This window comes from Parabacteroides sp. CT06, assembly GCF_002257605.1.
GTDB classification, from domain to species: Bacteria; Bacteroidota; Bacteroidia; order Bacteroidales; family Tannerellaceae; genus Parabacteroides; species Parabacteroides distasonis.
In genome coordinates this window covers 3760082-3776503 of record NZ_CP022754.1, presented here as the reverse complement: position 1 = coordinate 3776503, position 16422 = coordinate 3760082, and the positions used below count along the sequence as shown (strand labels likewise).

15 protein-coding genes are annotated in these 16422 nt (G+C 47.0%); 11 read left to right on the top strand and 4 right to left on the bottom strand.

Annotated elements, in window-relative coordinates; translation table 11 throughout:
* Window positions 1-6: 6 nt before the first annotated feature.
* Entirely contained in the window at window positions 7-732 is a 726-nt protein-coding gene (locus tag CI960_RS16780) for an acyl-[acyl-carrier-protein] thioesterase (protein WP_005854464.1), read from the top strand.
* A gap of 49 nt (window positions 733-781) precedes the next feature.
* Complete coding sequence (gene ilvC / locus CI960_RS16775; RefSeq protein ID WP_005854467.1) at window positions 782-1825, top strand: ketol-acid reductoisomerase; 1044 nt, start codon at window positions 782-784, stop codon at window positions 1823-1825.
* 69 nt (window positions 1826-1894) lie between these two features.
* Here ilvC and CI960_RS16770 read toward each other — a convergent pair whose 3' ends face one another.
* Window positions 1895-2236, bottom strand: coding sequence for a type II toxin-antitoxin system RelE/ParE family toxin (locus CI960_RS16770; RefSeq protein WP_005854470.1), 342 nt, complete (start codon window positions 2234-2236; stop codon window positions 1895-1897).
* Entirely contained in the window at window positions 2206-2439 is a 234-nt protein-coding gene (locus CI960_RS16765; protein ID WP_005854472.1) for a hypothetical protein, read from the bottom strand. Before CI960_RS16765 ends, CI960_RS16770 begins: the two co-directional genes overlap by 31 nt.
* Before the next feature lie 687 nt (window positions 2440-3126).
* Between CI960_RS16765 and CI960_RS16760 the strand changes: the two genes are divergently transcribed.
* The 6 genes from CI960_RS16760 to leuB are packed head-to-tail and all read left to right on the top strand — an operon-like array spanning window position 3127 to window position 9713.
* Complete coding sequence (locus CI960_RS16760) at window positions 3127-4629, top strand: 2-isopropylmalate synthase (protein WP_005854473.1); 1503 nt, start codon at window positions 3127-3129, stop codon at window positions 4627-4629.
* 14 nt (window positions 4630-4643) lie between these two features.
* Window positions 4644-6041 (top strand): 3-isopropylmalate dehydratase large subunit, encoded by a 1398-nt coding sequence (gene leuC / locus CI960_RS16755; protein WP_005854474.1) that lies wholly within the window; start codon window positions 4644-4646, stop codon window positions 6039-6041.
* Window positions 6042-6067: 26 nt separating this feature from the next.
* Window positions 6068-6655 carry a 3-isopropylmalate dehydratase small subunit gene (gene leuD / locus CI960_RS16750; RefSeq protein ID WP_005854475.1) on the top strand — a complete coding sequence of 196 codons (588 nt, stop codon included), beginning with the start codon at window positions 6068-6070 and terminating at the stop codon, window positions 6653-6655.
* 2 nt (window positions 6656-6657) lie between these two features.
* Window positions 6658-8172, top strand: a complete 1515-nt coding sequence (locus tag CI960_RS16745) for an alpha-isopropylmalate synthase regulatory domain-containing protein (RefSeq protein ID WP_009018114.1) — start codon at window positions 6658-6660, stop codon at window positions 8170-8172.
* Window positions 8173-8192: 20 nt separating this feature from the next.
* Entirely contained in the window at window positions 8193-8636 is a 444-nt protein-coding gene (locus CI960_RS16740) for a methylglyoxal synthase (protein WP_005854477.1), read from the top strand.
* Window positions 8637-8651: 15 nt separating this feature from the next.
* Entirely contained in the window at window positions 8652-9713 is a 1062-nt protein-coding gene (gene leuB / locus CI960_RS16735; RefSeq protein ID WP_005854478.1) for a 3-isopropylmalate dehydrogenase, read from the top strand.
* Between the two features lie 132 nt (window positions 9714-9845).
* Here leuB and CI960_RS16730 read toward each other — a convergent pair whose 3' ends face one another.
* A complete protein-coding gene (locus tag CI960_RS16730; protein ID WP_005854479.1) occupies window positions 9846-10667 on the bottom strand; it encodes a tetratricopeptide repeat protein in 822 nt (273 codons plus the stop codon).
* 158 nt (window positions 10668-10825) lie between these two features.
* Between CI960_RS16730 and CI960_RS16725 the strand changes: the two genes are divergently transcribed.
* The 3 genes from CI960_RS16725 (at window position 10826) to CI960_RS16715 (ending at window position 15406) form a co-directional block, all read left to right on the top strand.
* The gene (locus tag CI960_RS16725; protein ID WP_005854480.1) at window positions 10826-11671 is read left to right on the top strand and encodes a mechanosensitive ion channel family protein; all 846 of its coding nucleotides are present in this window, start codon (window positions 10826-10828) and stop codon (window positions 11669-11671) included.
* Between the two features lie 484 nt (window positions 11672-12155).
* Window positions 12156-12485 (top strand): hypothetical protein, encoded by a 330-nt coding sequence (locus CI960_RS16720; RefSeq protein WP_005854481.1) that lies wholly within the window; start codon window positions 12156-12158, stop codon window positions 12483-12485.
* Window positions 12486-12751: 266 nt separating this feature from the next.
* The gene (locus CI960_RS16715; RefSeq protein WP_005854482.1) at window positions 12752-15406 is read left to right on the top strand and encodes a DUF6383 domain-containing protein; all 2655 of its coding nucleotides are present in this window, start codon (window positions 12752-12754) and stop codon (window positions 15404-15406) included.
* A 108-nt stretch (window positions 15407-15514) separates the two neighbouring features.
* Here the strand turns inward: CI960_RS16715 and CI960_RS16710 are convergent, their stop codons facing one another.
* Window positions 15515-16339 (bottom strand): hypothetical protein, encoded by an 825-nt coding sequence (locus CI960_RS16710; RefSeq protein ID WP_011966674.1) that lies wholly within the window; start codon window positions 16337-16339, stop codon window positions 15515-15517.
* Window positions 16340-16422 lie beyond the last annotated feature (83 nt).

Below are 16422 nucleotides of genomic sequence, written 5' to 3'. Positions count from 1 at the left end.
TAAGATATGGAGAAAGTAGGATTATTTCATTTCGTGGCGGAGCCATATTTGATGGATTTTAGGGGACGTGTAACGCTCCCTATGATTGGTAACTATTTGATTCACGCCGCTTCCAGCCATGCCGGAGAGCGTGGGTTCGGTTTCAATGATATGTCGGAGCGTCATACGGCTTGGGTGTTGTCCCGTCTGGCTATCGAGATGAAGGAATATCCTACCGCCTTCGATAAGATTAATTTATACACTTGGATCGATGAGGTCGGACGTCTTTTCACCAGCCGTTGTTTTGAGCTGGCGGATGAGAATGGGAAAACCTTTGGATTCGCCCGTTCTATTTGGGCGGCTATCGACGTGGAGACCCGCCGTCCTACCTTATTGGATATAGAGGCATTGGGCAAATATATCGACGAGCGTCCGTGCCCGATCGAGAAGCCGGGCAAGATCATGTCGGCGGAGAATAAGGCGGAGGGAATCCCGTATTCGATCAAATACAGCGACTTGGATATCAACGGTCACTTCAATAGCGTGAAGTATATTGAGCACCTGCTGGATTTGTTCGATATCGACCAGTTCAAGACCCGTGAGATCGGCCGTCTGGAGATCGCCTACCAATCCGAGGGTAAACAAGGTATGCCGCTTACGCTTCATAAGGCGGAGTCCGCTCCCGATAAGCAAGACATGGCTATTTGCCATGAGGGAAAGGCGATCTGTCGTGCGGCGGTTACTTGGAGATAATAAAAGAGATACATAAATAGGTTTTTAAACATTAATAGTTAAAAAGAAAATGGCACAAATGAATTTTGGCGGTGTTGTAGAGAATGTAATGACCCGCGAGGAATTTCCGTTGGAAAAGGCAAGAGAGATATTAAAAGATGAGACAATCGCTGTTATCGGCTATGGCGTACAGGGACCGGGACAGTCATTGAACCTTCGTGACAATGGCTTCAACGTAATCGTTGGTCAGCGCCAAGGTAAGACTTACGAGAAAGCGGTTGAGGACGGATGGGTTCCGGGTGAGACTCTGTTCGGTATCGAGGAGGCTTGCGACAAGGCCACGATCATCATGTGCTTATTGTCCGACGCTGCCGTAATGTCTGTATGGCCTACGATGAAGCCTTATTTGACAGCTGGCAAGGCCCTGTATTTCTCTCATGGCTTCGCGATCACTTGGAACGATCGTACAGGTGTTGTTCCTCCTGCGGATATTGACGTGATCATGGTCGCTCCGAAGGGGTCTGGTACGTCTTTGCGTTCCATGTTCCTTGAGGGGCGTGGCTTGAACTCTTCTTTCGCTATCTATCAAGACGCTACCGGCAAGGCAATGGATCGTACGTTGGCGTTGGGTATCGGTATCGGTTCCGGTTATTTGTTCGAGACGACTTTCATCCGTGAGGCTACTTCCGACTTGACTGGTGAGCGTGGTTCTTTGATGGGTGCTATCCAAGGTTTGTTGTTGGCCCAGTATGAGGTATTGCGCGAGAATGGACACACTCCTTCTGAGGCTTTCAACGAGACGGTCGAGGAGTTGACTCAATCCTTGATGCCTTTATTCGCCAAGAATGGTATGGACTGGATGTACGCGAACTGCTCTACTACCGCCCAGCGTGGCGCTTTGGACTGGATGGGTCCGTTCCACGACGCAATCAAGCCGGTTGTCGAGAAATTGTACGCGAACGTAAAATGCGGTAACGAGGCTCAGATCTCTATCGACTCAAACTCTAAGCCGGATTATCGTGAGAAATTGGAGGCTGAATTGAAGGCATTGCGCGAGAGCGAGATGTGGCAGACAGCTGTTACTGTACGCAAGCTTCGTCCGGAGAACAACTAATCCAATCTTAATCCTTATATATCAGCAAAAAGAGGCGGGTCACTTACGGGTGGCTCGCCTTTCTTTGTGTTATTCGATGTGGATATTCTTTGTTTTCTTGATCTTTCGCATGCTGGATGCGGAATGGAAGATGTCCAGCACCTCGATCCGTTCCTCGGTGATGCGGTAGATGATAAGGTGTGAATCTAGGATGATGTTCCGGTACATGCGGCTTTTCGTGGTTAGGTGTCGGCATTCGGGGTAATAAGGATAGTCGTTTTCTAGTTTCTCGACTGTATTCAATATATGCTCAAGATATTTCCGGGCTTGGAACATACCGAATCGTTCTATGCCTTCCACGAAAGTCCTCTCAAGGCTTTCCTCGTAAATGGGAGAACCGATTACTTTTTTCCTTGATAGTTGTCCATCCATGATCTTATTCTTTGATGTACTTCTTCAATAGGATAGAACGGTCCCTTCTCAATCTCATGGATATGTTCCCAGATCTCTTCTTGGGTGAATTGCATCGGCTTGGTAGGATCCCACTTGAGCTTTGCGGGTCCGTTCTTGGCCTTACGTGTTTTTGCGGTCTTGGCTGTAGTTTCCTTGGCGGGGATGTTGCTTAATTTTGTCATAGTCGTAATCGTTATTAATTAGTACTGTGGCAAATGTATGGAATAATTTCCATGTAATAAGATATTTGGTAAGGAAAAAAGTAGGTCTATAGGATTAACTTATTACCCAGTTGTAGAGGCGGGGCGGGGCATGCCCCGTCTCATCTCCTCAATAAGGTAGAGAAGCTTACCTTGCCTAAGAATAAAACAGTATTGCGTTCCTTGATGTTATCTGGTAATACGCTGCTCTTGTTCGTGAAGAAGATCGTAGCTCGTTAAAATGAGCTGTCTCACATATTTCATAACACTGCCCATCATAAGGCCTTTATGATGGGCAACGTAAGCAGCTTATACTGCCCATCGTTACGACCCAACGATGGGTAGTGTTATTTAGTAACAGATGTAATTGTTTATCTTACGTTTTATAAGAAATATCCTGTAAAAAACTTCGAATTATATTTGGTGGTATCAAAAAAGGCCGTATCTTTGCAACGTTCAAACAAAAACAATAAAGACAAGAACAATGACACGCAACTTGCAAAATAGTCTCATTATTTCTCTAAACATTATTCTACTCTGGGAACGGGATAGGAAGTGAGACTGTATGCTTTGCGAGCATTACGATATATGAAAGAGCCTTTCTCACTTCCTTGTGAGAGAGGCTTTTTTAGTTAGTATAGGATATTAGTAAATTAAGAATATAAGATTATGTCAGACAGATTATTTATTTTCGACACCACCTTACGTGATGGTGAACAGGTTCCGGGATGCCAGTTGAATACAGTGGAAAAGATTCAAGTAGCTAAGGCGTTGGAACAGCTAGGTGTTGATGTGATCGAGGCTGGTTTCCCTGTCTCCAGTCCTGGGGATTTTAAGAGTGTGGTTGAGATCTCAAAGGCCGTGACTTGGCCGACCATCTGTGCCTTGACCCGTGCGGTGGAGAAAGATATCGACGTGGCAGCTGAGGCGTTGAAATTCGCTAAGCGAGGACGTATTCATACGGGTATCGGTACTTCTGATTCTCATATCAAATACAAGTTTAACTCCACGAGAGAGGAGATTATAGAGCGTGCGATCGCCGCCACGAAATACGCTAAAAAGTACGTGGAGGACGTAGAATTCTACTGTGAGGATGCCGGGCGTACGGATAATGAATATCTAGCCCGTGTCGTGGAGGCCGTGATCAAGGCCGGGGCTACCGTAGTGAATATCCCGGATACGACAGGATATTGCTTGCCGGATGAGTACGGGGCGAAGATTAAGTATCTGATGGAACATGTGGATGGCGTACATAACGCGATCTTGTCCACCCATTGCCATAATGACTTGGGCATGGCTACCGCGAATACCGTACAAGGCGTGTTGAACGGAGCCCGTCAGGTGGAGGTAACCATAAACGGCATCGGTGAGCGTGCGGGTAACACGTCATTGGAAGAAGTCGCCATGGTTTTCAAGAGCCATAAAGAACGTGATATCATCACCAATATCACGACGAATAAGATCTATAGTACGAGCCGTATGGTTTCTAGCTTGATGAATATGCCGGTACAACCGAATAAGGCTATTGTCGGACGTAATGCGTTCGCTCACTCCTCCGGTATCCATCAAGATGGCGTTTTGAAGAATGCGCAAACCTACGAGATCATCGATCCGAAGGATGTGGGTATTGATGATAATGCGATCGTATTGACTGCTCGTAGCGGTCGTGCGGCGTTGAAGCATCGCCTGCATGTTTTAGGTGTGGATCTGGAGCAGGAGAAATTGGACAAGGTGTACGATGAGTTCTTGAAACTGGCCGATCGTAAGAAAGATATTAATGATGATGATGTTTTGATGTTGGTCGGGAAGGATCGTACGGCCACCCACCGTATTAAATTGGAATATTTACAGGTAACTAGTGGTGTTGGAGTACAATCAGTCGCAAGTATTTGTTTAAATTTGTCGGGAGTAAGAAGATATGAGGCCGCAGCTGGTAACGGTCCGGTTGACGCGGGTATCAAGGCGGTGAAAAAAGCCATTAGTAATAGTGACATGACGATTCAGGAATTCTTGATCCAAGCCATTAATAAAGGTAGCGATGATACGGGCAAGGTGCATATGCAGGTAGAGTATAACGGGGCTACCTATTATGGGTTCTCTGCGAATACCGATATTATCGCTGCTTCCGTGGAGGCTTTCGTGGACGCCATCAATAAGTTTATAGTAGACTAAAAATAGACAAGACAATGAGCAAGACATTATTTGAGAAAATCTGGGACAAACACGTGGTGGACACGTTGCCCGACGGAACCATACAATTGTATATCGACCGTCTGTATTGTCATGAGGTGACTAGCCCGCAGGCTTTCGCCGGATTACGTGTACGTGGATTGAAGCCCTTCCGTCCCGCGCAAATCACTTGTATGCCGGACCACAATATCCCGACATTGAACCAAGATAAGCCTATCGAGGACCCTATATCCAAGAATCAAGTGGATACCTTGGAAGAGAACGCGAAGTATTTCGGCTTGACGTATTACGGTCTTCAACATCCGAAGAATGGTATCATCCATGTGGTAGGTCCGGAGACAGGCTTGACGCAGCCGGGTATGACGATCGTTTGTGGCGACTCCCATACTTCTACGCACGGTGCCATGGGCGCTATCGCCTTCGGTATCGGTACGAGCGAGGTGGAGATGACCTTGGCTACCCAATGTATCATGCAGCGTAAGCCGAAAACGATGCGTATCACGATCGATGGTGTACGCAAACCGGGCGTTACGGCGAAGGACTTTGCTTTATACATTATTAGTAAGATGAGTACCAGCGGTGCTACGGGCTATTTCGTAGAGTACGCTGGCGAGGCGATTCGTAATACGACCATGGAGGAACGTCTGACGATCTGTAACCTTTCTATCGAGATGGGTGCCCGTGGCGGTATGATCGCTCCGGATGATGTTACTTTCGATTATTTGAAAGACCGTGAGTTTGCCCCAAGAGGCGAGGAATGGGAGCGGAAGGTGAGCGAGTGGCGTCAGCTATATAGTGATCCGGACGCTAAGTTCGATAAGGAGATCGTTTTTCACGCCGAGGATATCGACCCGATGGTTACGTACGGTACGAACCCGGGCATGGGTATGAGTATCAGCAAAGATATCCCCTCCTTAGAAAGCGTGCCCGAGGCAGGCCGTATTTCTTATAAGAAGTCTTTGGATTATATGGGCTTCAAGGCAGGCGAGTCTATGTTGGGTAAGAAAGTGGATTATGTCTTTTTAGGTAGCTGTACGAATGGCCGTATCGAGGATTTCCGTGCTTTCGCCTCTTTGGTGAAAGGAAAGAAGAAAGCGGATGATGTAACGGTTTGGCTGGTTCCCGGCAGTTGGCAGGTAGAGCGGGAGATTCGTGCCGAGGGGATCGACAAGGTTTTGGCCGAGGCCGGCTTCGTCCTTCGTCAACCGGGATGTTCCGCTTGTCTGGCGATGAATGAGGATAAGGTTCCGGCGGGTAAATATGCGGTCTCCACTTCCAACCGTAATTTCGAGGGCCGCCAAGGACCGGGTGCGCGCACCATCTTAGCGGGGCCGCTTGTGGCCGCCGCCGCCGCTGTGACAGGTAAGATCACGGACCCGAGAGAACTGATGTAAAGACTAATCTAATAAAGTAGCATAAGATGAAAACAAAATTCAATATAATCACAAGCACTTGCGTACCTCTTCCTTTAGAGAACGTGGATACCGACCAGATTATCCCAGCCCGCTTTCTGAAAGCGACTACCAAAGAAGGGTTCGGCGAGAACTTATTCCGGGATTGGCGATATGATAAGGAAGGTAATAAGATCGAATCATTCGTCTTGAACGATCCTACGTATAGCGGAAAGATATTGGTAGCGGGAAAGAACTTCGGTTCCGGTTCCAGCCGTGAGCATGCGGCTTGGGCGATCGCCGATTACGGTTTCCGTGTCGTGGTCTCCAGTTTCTTCGCCGATATCCATAAAAACAACGAGTTGAACAACTTCGTGCTGCCGGTTGTTGTGACTGAAGAGTTCCTCGCTGAATTGTTCGATTCGATTTACAAGGACCCGAAAACTGAGGTCGAGGTAAATCTACCGGAGCAAACGATCACGAACAAGGCTACGGGCAAAAGCGAGCATTTCGAGATCAACGCCTATAAAAAGGATTGCCTGATCAACGGATTGGACGATATCGACTATTTACTGGCAAATAAATCAAAGATAGAAGCCTTCGAGGCAGCACGCTGATTATGATAGAAATAATGGATACAACCCTCAGAGATGGGGAGCAAACTTCGGGCGTCTCCTTCGCCGCTCACGAGAAGCTTAGCATAGCGCAAGTGCTGCTGAACGACTTAGGCGTGAACCGGGTGGAGATCGCCTCCGCCCGTGTGTCGGACGGAGAGTTTGAGGCCGTGAAGCGTGTAGCCGCTTGGGCCGCCCGTTCCGGAAACCTAGACAAATTGGAGGTCTTGGGTTTCGTGGATGGTACGGTCTCTCTCGACTGGATTGAATCCGCAGGTTGCCGTGTCGTGAACTTGCTTTGCAAGGGCTCTTATAAGCATGTCACCGAACAGCTTCGAAAGACTCCCGAGCAACACGTTGACGATATTCGTACGGTCGTATTGGAAGCGGCGAAACGGAAGATCGACGTGAATATCTATTTGGAGGACTGGTCGAACGGTATCAAGCATTCCCCGGATTACGTATTCTTGGTAATCGATGCGTTGAAAGGACTTCCGATCTGCCGTTTCATGCTCCCGGATACCTTGGGAGTCTTGAATCCCGGAAATACCTACGAGTATTGCAAGATGATGGTGGACCGTTACCCTGATTTACGGTTTGACTTCCATGCGCATAACGACTATGATCTTGCCGTAGCGAATGTATATTCCGCCATCCGTGCGGGTATCAAGGGAATCCATACGACCGTGAACGGTTTGGGAGAGCGTGCGGGTAATGCTCCATTGAGCAGCGTCCTTGCCGTCATCAAGGATCAGTTGGGAGAGGAGACGAACTTGAGGGAGGAAAAGATAAACAAGGCCAGTCGTTTGGTCGAGACCTATTCGGGGGTGCATATCCCGCCCAATAAGCCGATTATCGGAGAGCATGTGTTTACGCAATGCGCCGGTGTCCATGCGGACGGTGATAGCAAGAACAACCTGTATTGCAACGACCTGCTTCCTGAGCGTTTCGGACGGGTTCGCGAGTACGCCTTGGGCAAGACCTCCGGAAAAGCGAATATCCGCAAGAATCTGGAAGCGCTCGGTATCGACATGGATGAGGGCTCGATGCGTAAGGTTACGGAACGGATCATTGAGTTAGGGGATAAGAAAGAAATGGTTACCCCGGAGGATCTTCCTTATATTATCAGCGATGTGCTTCATCATGATAATGCGCTGGAGGATCAGAAAATACGGATCTTGAACTATTCCTTATCCTTGGCCCAAGGGCTGAAACCGGTGGCTACCTTGAAGATCGAGATCAATGGCGAGGCTTACGAGGAATCGGCTTCCGGTGATGGCCAATACGACGCTTTCGTTCGTGCCCTACGCCGGATTTATTCCCGTTTGAACCGCCCGTTCCCGATGTTGACGAACTATTCGGTATCCATCCCGCCGGGAGGACGTACGGATGCGTTCGTGCAGACGGTCATCAGCTGGAATTATGCCGGGGTCGATTTCAAGACTCGTGGTCTGGACGCTGATCAGACTGAGGCGGCGATCAAGGCGACATTGAAGATGCTGAACAAGATAGAGGATTAATAATTAAAAAGGTAAAGGGTATGAAAAAGTTGACTATCGCGCTTGTAGCGCACGACAATCGTAAGGCGGAAATGGTAGAATGGGCGGTACATAACGCTGAGTTCTTGTCTCACCACCATATTGTTTGTACGGGTACGACCGGAAATTTGGTTCGTAAAGCTCTCGAGGAAAAAGGGGTGAACGCGGATATTGCTTGCATGCATTCCGGTCCGATGGGAGGCGATGCTGAGATTGCCGCTATGGTTGTCCGTAAGGAGATCGATTTGGCGGTCTTTTTGATAGACGACTTGAATCCGCAACCGCACGAGGCCGACATCCAGATGTTGCTTCGCCAGTGCCGTGTTCATAACGTACCTATCGCTTGTAACCGTTATAGCGCCGACTTGATGATTACAAGTACCCTGTGGGATGATGACACGTATTTCCCCACGGAGCCTAAGTATGTACATTTTAACAGAGAATAATAACAAACATTTACGATGAAACTGAATATAGCAGTACTTCCCGGAGACGGGATCGGACCAGAGATTTCCGTGCAAGGCGTGGAAGTAATGAGTGCCGTTTGTGAGAAATTCGGACATGAGGTTCACTATGAGTATGCCCTTTGTGGCGCTGATGCGATCGATAAGGTAGGCGATCCTTTCCCGGAGGAGACCTATCGGATTTGTAAGGATGCCGACGCTGTTCTTTTCTCGGCCGTGGGCGATCCTAAGTTTGATAATGATCCGACAGCGAAAGTACGTCCGGAGCAAGGTCTTTTGGCGATGCGTAAGAAGTTGGGCCTGTTCGCTAATATCCGTCCGGTGCAGACCTTCAAATGCCTATTGCATAAATCGCCGTTGCGTGCCGAATTGGTGGATGGCGCGGATTTCTTATGTATCCGTGAGTTGACCGGTGGTATGTATTTCGGTGAGAAATATCAAGACAACGATAAGGCATACGATACGAATATGTATACCCGCCCGGAAATCGAGCGTATCTTGAAAGTGGGCTTCGAGTATGCGATGAAACGGAATAAGCACCTGACGGTTGTTGACAAGGCGAACGTACTTGCCTCTTCCCGTCTATGGCGCCAGATCGCTCAAGAGATGGCTCCTAGCTATCCGGAAGTAACGACAGACTATATGTATGTGGACAACGCCGCTATGCGTATGATCCAAGAGCCGAAATTCTTCGACGTGATGGTAACCGAGAATACGTTTGGTGATATCTTGACGGATGAGGGTTCTTGCATCAGCGGCTCTATGGGCTTGCTGCCTTCCGCTTCTACCGGAGAGAGCACGCCGGTTTTCGAGCCGATTCATGGCTCTTGGCCGCAGGCGAAAGGGCTGAATATTGCGAACCCCTTGGCGCAAATTCTTTCAGTAGCGATGTTATTCGAGTATTTCGACCTCAAAGAAGAGGGAGCCTTGATCCGTGAAGCCGTAGACGCTTCCCTCGATGCGAATGTCCGTACGCCGGAAATCCAAGTGGAAGGTGGAGCGAAATATGGAACGAAAGAAGTGGGTAGTTGGGTTGTCAATTATATCACGGAAAAGTAGTATAAATGGGCCGATTTCGCACCAGTAGTGGCGCAGGCTCACACGTATAGTGGCATCGGCTCACGCGAGTAGTGGCGTAGGCCAATACCACTACTCGCGTGAGCCGATGCCACTATACGTATAAAAACAGCCTTAACGAGCCATCTTCATCAACTCGTCGATAGTCGTTTTATCATATCCCATATCCTCAGCTTTCTTGAAGTCTAAGGCGGCCGATGCCTTCTCATATTGGGCGAGTTTTACTTTGCCTCGCAATACATATAAAGCGGCTGTCGGGGTACTTTCCACGAAAATGCGATTGATATCGGCCATAGCCCGGGCGTTCTTGCCCATCATGAAGTATAGATCGGCACGGCCCTCGTATAAGATCCATTCGCGGGGCATCTCGTTGATCAAGTAATTAAAGATGCGTTCGCTCTCATCGTAATTCCCCCGTAGCTTCTCGAGAATCGCGTGTCCCAGACGTCCTTTCACGGATTTCTCGTTTACTTCCAGTATCTTATCGAAATCCTGCTCGGCCAACAGATAGTTCTTATGTTGCAAATGAAGCATCGCCCTGCAATATAACGCCTCTTGATGATGGGGGTTCAAGATTAACAGGGCATTGTAATCGTTCGTCGCTTTTTCGATCTCACCCATTTCCGTATATAAGCCGGCACGATTTTCCAGTATGGCCTCATTATTCGGATGGCGGCTTAGGGCGGCGGTATAGGAGAGAAGGGCATCTTCCAGTTTCCCTTGTCTACGCTGTATCGTCCCGAGATTCATGAGCAAGGCATAGTTATTGGGGTTGCCCGGTTCAAGGCGCATGGCGGCTCGTAGGCTCTCTTCGGCGGAGACTAAGTCGTTCTTGTCCAAGAAGTCAAAACTTTTCTCGACAAACTTCTCGTATGTCTGAGCGTGGCCATAGCCTATTGAAAGGAAAAGGGCGGCGAGTATCGCAAGGATTTTCATGCTGTCGAATTTAACGTGTTATTTGATTGATCGCAAAGCTACGTAATTATTTCATGGTTTTACCAGATTAAAAAAACTTTATACCTTTGCTACATTTCATAATATTTTGGAAGATCAGATTGTTATATAATTAATAGATTAATTAAAATAGAAGAGATATGGTATTATTAGCAGCTGTAGAAGCGAGTTCTAAATTAGAGGAAGCTATCAGATCCTTGGTTGAGCATGGCTCCCAATTGGGTTTTACGATTATTAAAGCTCTTATTGTCTTCTTGGTGGGACGATTGGTTATAAACTTACTTAATAAACTGGTTCGGAAGATATTGAGCAAACGGGATATCGATCCTTCTGTCAAGACTTTTGTTGGCAGTTTGGTGAATGTCAGTTTAACCATTTTATTGATTATTTCAGTCGTAGGGGCGTTAGGCGTTCAAACTACGTCGTTTGCCGCCTTGTTGGCTTCCGCCGGTGTCGCTGTCGGTATGGCATTGAGCGGTAACCTGTCAAACTTTGCCGGTGGATTGATCATCCTTCTTTTCAAGCCTTATAAGGTGGGTGATTATATTGAGGCGCAGGGCGTTGGCGGTACCGTGAAAGAGGTCCAGATGTTCCATACCGTATTAGGTACGGTTGATAATAAGGTCATTTATATACCGAACGGCTCTTTGAGCAGTGGCGTTGTGACTAATTTCAGTAACCAGACGACTCGCCGTGTAGACTGGACTTTTGGCGTGGAATACGGCAGCGATTATGAGAAAGTAAAGCAAGTGATAGAGTCTGTATTGGCGAAGGATTCCCGCATCTTGTCCGAGCCGGCCGCTCCGTTTATCGCCTTGACAGCCTTGGCGGACAGCAGCGTAAACGTGGTAGTACGTGTTTGGGTAAACAGTTCCGACTATTGGGGCGTGTATTTCGATATTAACAAGAATATCTACGCGACCTTCAATGAGGTAGGTATCGGTTTCCCATTCCCGCAACTTACCGTACACCAAGCGAAGGATTGAAGTTCGTGATAATCTATGACTTGTCCTTAAAAGGAATCTCTTTGTTCAAAAATCTTTAAGTTTCGTTAGATGTGCGATTATTTTATAGATGGTTGAACAAAAAGATTTATCTTTGTGAATCGCAAATTAGAGATTAGACACAGAGTGTATACGATATTACGGAACTTTATTTTATTACTTTAGTATTTTTATTTGATTATATTTAAGTAGAATGATTTAAGGCTCATCCTTATATAGATTAAGGGTGGGCCTCGTTTTTTATAGTAATGTGTAGAGATTCCACACTTTTGCGGGGAAATTTTCCACATTCCACGGTTTGTTCCACACTTTGGCAACCGAATGATTGATTCTTTACTTTTGGTTAATTGTCGGATTTACAACTTATTATTCTCTTGTTGTTTTTTAGGGTGAGTTTTGGCATGGAGATTGCACCCTATAGTGCGAATTTATGATGTAAGAGAAAAAAGGTTTAGGTTTTTAAGGTATGAAAAAGATTGTTTACGGGGTTATTGTCGCTTTATGTGGCTTATTTATTGCCCCTGATGTAGAAGCGCAAGCCGGGATGGCCGGTAGCGCTAAGGAAACAGTGGCACAGGATAAATTTTATCCGATCGAGGTAACTGATATGCCCCAAGTATTGCGTGATGCGGTAAATACTTCCTATGAGGGATGTATGGTGAAATCAGTTGAGGTGTCAAACAATAGCACGTTTGTGAAGTATAAGGTAGTATTACTTTCCAGAAATGGTAAGATATATAAGGTTTATTTCGATGACAGAGGTCATGTCGTAAAAGAACATGCTTATTTCGAGTAAGCCTGTGAAGATATTTATTGAGTAGATTAGATTTCCAGCCGTTTTGCCTGTGAAGGTGGAGCGGTTTTTCTCCAAAATATATAGTTTCATGATATTACTATATAAATACACTGTTTACATTTTTAGTAGTATAGTCGTCCTGTTCGTGAGAATAGGACGATTTTTGTTATAAGACGCTAAATCGATTGTTAATCTCATACGCCCTCAAAACCTTTTCTAAACAACCCCTGTTTAGACTGTGATTAATAAATAAAATCTATTTGATTATGGACAAAAAATGTACTCTTATTGCTGCGGCCCTGATGGTTGCGGGCGTATTCTCGGCTAATGCTCAGTCGAGTACGACCGTTCCGGAGGCTCAGTGGAAAGCCGGTAACTATTATTATTTAAAGACAGGTTCTTCCGTTTTGTCTTTAAGTGGTGAGAAAGCCGACTCAGTAATTGTTAAAACTTTGGCGTCAGACGCTACCAAAGCCGCTATTGATTCTGCCTTGTGGCAAATCACGAATGCGGGCACGACTCCTGCTGGTCCTGTGTATCAATTCAAGAACAAGAAGACACAGGCCGTTTTGTCGTTTGCGGCTTCATCTACGGCAAAACCTGTTATCACATCGGGCGTGAATCAGTGGACATTCTCTGACGCTGCCGGTGGTAGCGCTATTCAGGCTTATTACGGAAACAATCAAATCTTGGCGTTGGATGTAGCTGGGACAGACTTGAGTTTAGGTTCTTCTGCCTCTTCTACGAAATTTACCGTAGAGGCTCCTAGCGACGCTATGTATTTGAGCGCAAGTGAGCTGGGGGATGGTTTCCAAGTCTTTCAATTGACGTTTGGAGGAAATTATCAAGGAAATATCTTCGAGGGTAAGAACTTGATAGCGAAGAATACGGCGGCTCCCGCTACAGGCGCTGTTGCGAACGCTAAATATGTGACCTTGCAGATCCAAGGTGACCAAGTATTTAGTGATGGTAAAGCAAAATACTTAGGTGTCGATACATTGAAGAATGTGATAGCCGGTGCTACCAGTGTATATGGGGCTAAGTTTACGGCTGACTCCACCTATGCCGCTAGTGGCTTGCATACACTGGGTAACGCTGATTTCCAGAAATTCTATTTTACGATCAACTTGAAGAATGATGCTTTGGCTATGTACGCCGCTGCCGCTCCGACCGTGAACGCAAGTCCGATGACCTCCGTTCCGAACGTACGTGTCGTATATGCCAGCGTAATCGAGACGAAAGCCTTGACCGTATCTGACTTGCAGTCCGGCTCTACTCAACCTGCTCAAGGAGCCGCTCCTGTTATTACCGTAACGAAGGGAACTCCTTCTACGATCGCTACAGGTACAGGCGTATACTTCTTGAAGAGCGCGAGCAAGGGCGATAAGGGCGGACAATACGCTGTCGCTTACGATAAGAGTGCCGCTTCCGATAAGTTGGTAACCGCGGCAGGTTTCAAACCTTCCATTTATCAACCGAAGGGACAATGGTATATCAAGGAAAACAACGGAATGTATTCGGTTGTAGACCGTAATACGAATACGACTATTATTTCTAACGAGGAGATCTTCGCCGTTCAAGGTATGGCCAATACCTATACATTTGGGGGTAGCACCGATTCTATTACGGTGGAATATCAAGCGAATGTGGATTTAAAGGATAAGTTCTTGGGTACTCGTCACTTCTCTGCGGAGGAACTCGCCGATAATGGTTATGTATTGAACTTAATCTCCGGTACTCCGGGCGTAGACGATCTGTATGCGTTTACTTCAGATTCTGTATTGATGATTAAATCTGGTGACGCAGCGAACGCAGCCGCTCTTCGTATCGTGGTTAGCCAAGATTCCGTACAGAATGTAACGGATGGTTTAGGTGCCCGTGCTTTAGGTGATACCTTGTATCATGCGACTTATATGTTGAAAGAACGTTTCAGCAATGATTTGGTTGCCAGCGAGAATGGTGGACCGTTGAAATTATCTGATTATACCGCTCCGTTGGAATTCGTATTCAATACGGCTACGACCGGTGGCAAATACCAGATGGCTACAAGGGTAGGCGCGACCACTCAATATGTCTTTATGAACGTGAATACGGCGAACCTGATCCTTTCCGATAAGGTTAACTACTTCGACTTTGTCGCTGTAGAGGCTCCGGAGTACGCTTCTATCGACGATTCTCACAAACGTTTCGGTACGAATGGCAAGTTCTTGACGATGAATCCGCTGAATTTCTTCGCCGAAGTGAAGAACGAAGGCCAAGATATCTTGAAGTCAACTTATGAGACTGACAACTTCTCTTTGTGGGTTCAAGAAGCCGATACCGTGATCGCTGGTAAACCGTTGTATTTCATCACGACATCGATCTATACGCCGGAGACAACTACCAAAGCTGTTTCTCCTCGCTACTATATGGTATCCTTGCGGGATTCTAACGAGACATTCGTTAGCAATGGCGCTACTTACTATCGTGTAGGCTTCAGCGATAAAGCGAATATCGTTCCGTCTTTGGATAACAATGCTTTGTTCGCCTTCAAGACAACTCAGGATGGTGGTTACTTATTGGAGAACCAGAAAGAGCTGAATCGCACCGTGGCCGCGGGCGAGTTGAAGACTCCTTATGTAGGTGTGGTAAACAATGTTGTGGTAATGTCTAATGTTGGCGTTCCGTTCACGATCGAGAATGCTCCGACTCCGGTTTCCAACGAACAATTGGAAGAGGTTGCCAGCTTCACGGTAATCGCTGGCGAGGCTAGCGTTACGGTCTTGAACGCGGCAGGCAAGACGGTTACATTGTCTAACATCTTAGGTCAGACCACCGCTTCCGCTATCGCTTCTTCAGATAACTTCGTGATGCCGGCATCGAAAGGTATCGTGGTAGTTTCCGTTGATGGCGAGACCGCCCAGAAGGTCGTCGTTAAATGATGAATAACTGATAGTGGATATCAGTTTGTATACTAACACCGGGATTCCTACTGTATGGTAGGGGTCCCGGTGCTTTGTTTATAGGTAGGCCATTTGTATGGAGGGATTCTACTCCTCCAGTTTATTCTTTAGATAAGCGATCTTCTTCTCTGATTTCTCTTTCAAGGTGTTCATGCTCTTGATATCGCTTAATACGGTGGCGAGGTTGAAGGTGTTGACGATCGCTTTCTTGTCGGCGTCCGCCATATATATAATGTAAGGCTTGCCTCCTGTGTATTCCACCTTGATCCGCTCTTTCTCGTTATCGTAGATGAACTTGACGGCATCGACGCAGTGCTCCCCCTTGTAGGTCACTACCTCCGTGGTGCTTCCCATATCCTTGAAGCGGTAATTCAGTCCGCCGTCGTACGGGATGGAAGCGGTCTCGGCGAATTGGCCGTCTTTCAGGCTCAGCTTGATTCCCGTATGCTCGATGGGGCGTCCGCCGTAATATACGCTGGCCAGATACATCTCGCCCTCCTCGTTCACGCCGCAACGTACGTAACAACGTTGCACGTTGCGCTCGATCGTCTGCTGTTTCCAGATATAATTGCCGATTTCCTCGTAAACGGAATCCTTCTCGAAAGCGAAGCCTTTCTTCAATCCCTCTACTTCCTCCAGCTTGATCGGGAGTAAGCTGTCGCAGAAAGCGATGTTTCGCTCCGCCTCCTTTACTTCTACTTGGCGCATAAGCGTTAATCCCTGCTTCAGTACCTTTACTTCCTTGGGATAGAGTGCCCGGATACTGTCTATCTCGTTCTTCGCCCCGAAAAACTCGTTATTCTCGTACATGGCCCGGGCCTTGTCCAAACGGGCCTGAGCCGCTTTCTCGTCTCCGTTACAGCCCGTTAAAATGGCGGCAATGAGCGTTATACAGATCGCTAACTTTTTCATATCTTTCTCGTTCAATGTATTTGATACCGCAAAAGTACATGAAATTTGATTATCTTTGCGCTCTTTATTGGATTTGGAATACA